This is a genomic window from Bradyrhizobium altum (genome assembly GCF_020889705.1).
GTDB classification, from domain to species: Bacteria; Pseudomonadota; Alphaproteobacteria; order Rhizobiales; family Xanthobacteraceae; genus Bradyrhizobium; species Bradyrhizobium altum.
In genome coordinates this window covers 1-5,715 of the sequence record NZ_JACMYP010000395.1, presented here as the reverse complement: position 1 = coordinate 5,715, position 5,715 = coordinate 1, and the positions used below count along the sequence as shown (strand labels likewise).

At 64.4% G+C, this 5,715-nt stretch carries 4 protein-coding genes; 1 reads left to right on the top strand and 3 read right to left on the bottom strand.

All coding sequences use genetic code 11. From position 1 onward, the window contains the following. Positions 1–444 precede the first annotated feature (444 nt). The 3 genes from ahcY to H8B02_RS44605 form a co-directional block, all read right to left on the bottom strand. The gene (ahcY, locus tag H8B02_RS44615) at positions 445–1,872 is read right to left on the bottom strand and encodes an adenosylhomocysteinase (protein WP_229172112.1); all 1,428 of its coding nucleotides are present in this window, start codon (positions 1,870–1,872) and stop codon (positions 445–447) included. Between the two features lie 126 nt (positions 1,873–1,998). After that, positions 1,999–3,195, bottom strand: a complete 1,197-nt coding sequence (gene metK / locus H8B02_RS44610; RefSeq protein ID WP_223969238.1) for a methionine adenosyltransferase — start codon at positions 3,193–3,195, stop codon at positions 1,999–2,001. Between the two features lie 60 nt (positions 3,196–3,255). Then, positions 3,256–4,611 carry a hypothetical protein gene (locus H8B02_RS44605; RefSeq protein ID WP_229172111.1) on the bottom strand — a complete coding sequence of 452 codons (1,356 nt, stop codon included), beginning with the start codon at positions 4,609–4,611 and terminating at the stop codon, positions 3,256–3,258. A 168-nt stretch (positions 4,612–4,779) separates the two neighbouring features. Here H8B02_RS44605 and H8B02_RS44600 point away from each other — a divergent pair. Next, a partial coding sequence (locus H8B02_RS44600; protein WP_229172110.1) for a tetratricopeptide repeat protein occupies positions 4,780–5,715 on the top strand: 936 nt, incomplete at its 3' end.

Here is a 5,715-nt window from a genome sequence, read left to right as displayed (position 1 = left end):
CCCGGGCTGAACACTTGACCGGGCGATCCAGTACGCCGCGGCCTCTCGGCTCGAACACTGGCGTCTCTGGAATACTGGATCACCCGCATGCGCGGGTGATGACACCGGCTGTTTGACATCATGAATCGAGAACCATCCTCATTGTCGTCCTGGCGAAAGCCAGGACCCATTACCCCAAATGTCGATTGTCGCGCGACGCTGGGGCCACGATCGCGCTTATCAGCAACCGCGGTGGTTATGGGTCCTGGCCTTCGCCAGGACGACGAATGGAGAGTCCCGTTCACAACACGACAAGTCCCTGCTTTCGCAGGGACGACGACAGTGGGCTTGGCGAGGTCACCGTATTCCGCAAGGACGACAGCCAATCTGTCACCCACACCACCTCAGCAAAAAGCCCCGGACGATGCCGGGGCTCTTCACGTGATCGATGGCTGCGAGCGCAGATCAGTAGCGGTAGTGATCCGACTTGTACGGACCTCCCTGGTTGACGCCGATGTAGTCGGCCTGGTCCTTGCGCAGCTCGGTCAGCTTGACGCCGATCTTGGCGAGGTGCAGGCGGGCGACCTTCTCGTCAAGCGTCTTCGGCAGCACGTAGACCTTCTTGGCGTACTTGCCGTCCTTGTTGTTGGCGAACAGCTCGATCTGCGCCAGCGTCTGGTTGGTGAACGAGGCCGACATCACGAAGGACGGGTGGCCCATCGCATTGCCGAGGTTCACGAGGCGGCCTTCCGACAGCATGATGATGCGGTGCTTGTCGGGGAATTCGATCTCGTCGACCTGCGGCTTGATGTTGGTCCACTTGAGATTGCGCAGCGAAGCGATCTGGATCTCGTTGTCGAAGTGACCGATATTGCAGACGATGGCGCGATCCTTCATCGCGCGCATGTGCTCGATGGTGATGATGTCCTTGTTGCCGGTCGCGGTGACGAAGATGTCGGCGCGCGGCGCGGCGTCTTCCATGGTCACGACCTCATAGCCTTCCATCGCCGCCTGCAGCGCGCAGATCGGATCGACTTCGGAGACCATGACGCGGCAGCCGGCCTGGCGCAGCGAGGCGGCCGAGCCCTTGCCGACATCGCCGAAGCCCGCGACCATCGCGACCTTGCCCGACAGCATCACGTCGGTGCCGCGGCGGATGCCGTCGACCAGCGACTCGCGGCAGCCATAGAGGTTGTCGAACTTCGACTTGGTGACGCTGTCGTTGACGTTGATCGCCGGGAACAGCAGCGTGCCCTTGTTGGCCATCTCGTACAGGCGATGCACGCCCGTGGTGGTCTCTTCCGAGACGCCCTGGATGTTCTTGGCGATCTCGGCGAAGTAGCCCTTCGGCTTCTCCTTCAGGAGACGCTTGACCAGCGCGTAGAAGATCTCCTCTTCCTCGGAGGTCGGCTTGTCGAGGAATGCGGTGTCGCCCTGCTCGGCGCGGTAGCCGGCATGCACCAGCATGGTGGCGTCGCCGCCGTCATCGAGGATCATGTTGGGCGTGCCGCCGCCATGCCAGTCGAACAGCTTGGCGGTGTAGTCCCAGTACTCGGTCAGCGTCTCGCCCTTCACGGCGAACACCGGAATGCCGGCGGCGGCGATCGCGGCGGCGGCGTGATCCTGCGTCGAATAGATGTTGCAGGAGACCCAGCGGATGTCGGCGCCGAGCGCAGCCAGCGTCTCGATCAGCACGGCGGTCTGGATCGTCATGTGCAGCGAGCCCGCGATGCGCGCGCCCTTCAGCGGCTGCTTGGGGCCGAACTCTTCGCGGGTGGCCATCAGGCCGGGCATCTCGGTCTCGGCCAGCGAGATCTCCTTGCGGCCGAAATCGGCGAGCGCAATGTCCTTGACGATGTAGTCGGTGAAGCCGGGCTTCGTGGGGGCGTTCATGAGAGCGTCCTGTTGTTGAACTCATTGTTCCGGGGCGCCTCGCAGAGGCGAACCCGGAATCTCGAATTGATGAAAAGGGATTCCGGGTTCGCTCGCTCGCGCGAGCGCCCCGGAATGACGCAAGTGTCAGAGCGCGCGCTTCAGCGGCTCGACGAGATCGGTCTTCTCCCAGGAGAAGCCGCCCTCATTGTCGGGCGTGCGGCCGAAATGGCCGTAGGCCGAGGTGCGCGCGTAGATCGGGCGGTTGAGGTCGAGATGGGTGCGGATGCCGCGCGGCGTCAGATCCATCGCCTTGGCTGCCGCCTTCTCGAGCTCGTCCTCCGACACCTTACCGGTGCCGTGGGTGTCGATGTAGATCGACAGCGGACGCGCCACGCCGATCGCGTAGGCGAGCTGCAGGGTGCAGCGGTCGGCGAGACCGGCCGCGACGATGTTCTTGGCGACATAGCGCGCGGCATAGGCGGCCGAACGGTCGACCTTGGTCGGATCCTTGCCGGAGAACGCGCCGCCGCCATGCGGGGCTGCGCCGCCGTAGGTGTCGACGATGATCTTGCGGCCGGTCAGGCCGGAGTCGCCGTCGGGACCGCCGATGAAGAACTTGCCGGTCGGATTGATGTGCCAGATCGTCTTGCCGTTGATCCACTCCTTCGGCAGCGCCTCGCGCACATAGGGCTCGACGATGTCGCGGATCTGGCTGGACGAGAGGTCCTCGACCAGATGCTGGTGCGACACCACGATCTCGCGAACGCCGACCGGCTTGCCGTTCTCGTACTGCACGGTGACCTGGCTCTTGGAGTCCGGACCGAGCACCTTCTCCTTGCCGGAGTGGCGCGCTTCGGAGATCAGCCGCAGGATCTTGTGGGCGTAGAAGATCGGCGCCGGCATCAGGTCCGGCGTCTCGTTGGTGGCGTAACCGAACATGATGCCCTGGTCGCCGGCACCCTCCTCCTTGACCTCGCCCGGCTGCAGCGCATCGACGCCCTGCGCGATATCGGCCGACTGCGGATGCAGCAGGATCTCGATATCACAGGTGTTCCAGTGGAAACCGTCCTGCTCGTAGCCGATGTCCTTGATCGCAGAGCGAACCACGCCCTCGATCTGCTCGTTGGTGACCGAAGCCGGCCCGCGGGTTTCGCCGGCGATCACCACCTTGTTGGTGGTCGCGAGCGTTTCGCACGCCGCGCGGATCTGCCACGGGTCGATGCCCGCCTTCGGCCCCTCGCGATAGAACAGATCGACGATCTCATCCGAGATGCGATCGCAGACCTTGTCTGGATGGCCTTCCGAGACCGACTCGCTGGTGAAGAGATAAGACGCGCGCATCAAGCAAACCCCTTGTTTCGTCGAAGTCCGACGTTGGTTGGTGAATATGTCCCCGAAATGTCAGTCTCGTCGCCGCGAGATGACGTAGGATTCGTCGTAAAACCACAGCCCGTTGTGTTTACGGAGAACCTCGCGTGTGGCCTCGAGAGCTCGTCCGTTTTCGGTCGTTTCAGTCAACCGCTCGTCTTCGATCTGCGCGACATACACTGCTGCGTTCCAGGCGGCGAAGGCGGTCGAGGTTCCGATCGAGCCGGTCACCTCATTAGGCAGCGCTTCCATATCATATCGGAAGATCGAACGGTTATCGGCGTAGGCGTTGAAATTCAGCTCGCGGCCGGCCGAGCCCAACTCGTATTTCACCGCGCGCAGTATCTCATGACGGCTGACGGCGAAAGGATTTTCTCCGGGCCAGACGGCTTGAATGATTTCAAGTCCGGGATCGCTTCCGTGGGAGTGGATTCCTATCAGCCGCCCGCCGCCGCGCAGCGCGCGGGCCAGCGGCGCGATGATCCGCTTGGCGCGGAAATTCACCGAGGATTTGGCGCGATAGGGCTGCGAGGCGATCACCAGGTCGAAATTGGCCTCGGTCCGGCCGGCGCGGGGAATGATGGAATCGAGCAGGAACCGGTGATCGTCGCGGTACAGCACCAGCGCCACCGGCCGCTCATAGATCGGCATCGCATTGCCGGGGCTGAGGTTGGCGCGCCAGTTCTGCTCCAGGAATGGACCGAGTTCCACGATCTGGGTCTCGAATTCGCCGGAGGAAGCGCCCCGCAGGGCCACCTCGTGCCAGATCATGCTGGCCGCCGCCGCGGAGTTCTTGGGCGTAAGCCAGGGCGCCTCGGCGTAATACATGTTGGTGAACACGAAGACGCTGGCCGGGTGCTCGAACAGGCGGTCCGGGACCTTGTCGAGAGTCAGGCGGACGTCTTCCAGGCTCAGTTCCTTGCCGGCGACATAGAACGGCATATGTGGGAAGCGGCCATGCATGGCACGCAGGACCCGCGCCAGCACGGTGCCGTCGCCCATGCCGGCATCGAACACCCGCAAAGCCGGCGGCCGCGGGTGGATGGCGGCCAGTTCGAGCGCGACTCGGTCGGCGATCACCCGCTTCTCGCTGCAGGTGTGCACGAACAGCAGATAGCGCTGGCGGTTCTCGAAGAAGCGGAAATTGCCCCTCGGATCGCGCTTTTCCGGCGGCACCACGAGGCCGCGCGGCGGCGCCACGCCACCCGGCGTCGAGGTTGCAATGAAGGCATTGATGCGGTCGAGCGTATCGATGGTGATGCGCTTGCCCTCGCGCAGCCGGTGCACCAGCTTGCCGTCGTTGACGGCACGGCGGCCGAACGTCGTCTCCGCCATGTCGGAGTGACGGCAGAAATCCGTGATCTGACTGAGGATTTCGTCGTTCTTCATGGTGCCTGGAGTGGGCAGCGGCCAGTGGGACAAAAGTGGGCAGAGATAGTCTGCGGCGAGGTCTTATCACCATTTTCCCACCAGTTGAACCCCCCTCCACGGCCGATCACCAAACAGTCATGGACAACCTCCGCCGACCACCGTGACGGCCCTACCCCCGGATGACCGATGCGCCGACTGCTCCTGATCCCCTGCCTGCTCGCGGCCATCCTGTGGTCGGCGCCCTGTTTCGCCCAGGCGCGCTCCCAGCTCGGCCCGCTCTGCACGACCGACACCACGCCGGCCGACCAGATGATCGACGCCTGCACCAAGATCATCGCGTTGAAGGTGTTTTCCGGCGAGAAGCTCGCGACGATCTATTTCTGGCGCGCGGTGGGCTGGAACAAGAAGGGCAACTACGCGCAGGTAATCGCTGACGCCACCGAGGCGCTGCGCCTGAAGCCAAGCACTGCCGTCTACAATCTGCGCGGCTCGGCCTATTACGACAAGGGCGAGTACGACATCGCGATCGCCGACTTCAACGACGCGCTGCGCATAGGGGCGCCGAGCGGCATCATCTTTCACAACCGCGGCAACGCCTATCGCGGCAAGGGCGACTACGCCAAGGCGATCGCCGACTACGACGCCGCGATCAAGGCCGGCCCGAAGTCGGCGTTCTCCTATCAGAATCGCGGCGCCTCGAAGCAGGCGCTCGGCGATCTCGATGGCGCGCTCGCCGACATCAACGAGGCCGTCAGGATCGACCCGTCGCTGCCGCAGCCGCTGATCAGCCGCGCCGTGATCTGGCGCGCCAAGGGCGACATCGCGCGCACGATTGCGGACACCTCGGAAGCGATCCGGCTCGCGAAGGCGAAAGCGCCCGCCAACATCATGACGCCGCCCGGCAGCGTGCTGATCTCGGCCTACACCCAGCGCGGCCTCGCCTATGAGGCCAAGGGCGATGCAGCGCACGCCAAGGAGGACTACGCCGCGGTGCTCGAGAGCCAGGCCTCCGATGCCGGCGGCAAGGCCAACCAGGCCACCGCCAAGGTGCGGCTCGCACTGCTGAGGGAAGCCGACGCCGCGCCGCGCAAGACCGCGGCGGCGCCTGCCGCCGAGAGCAGC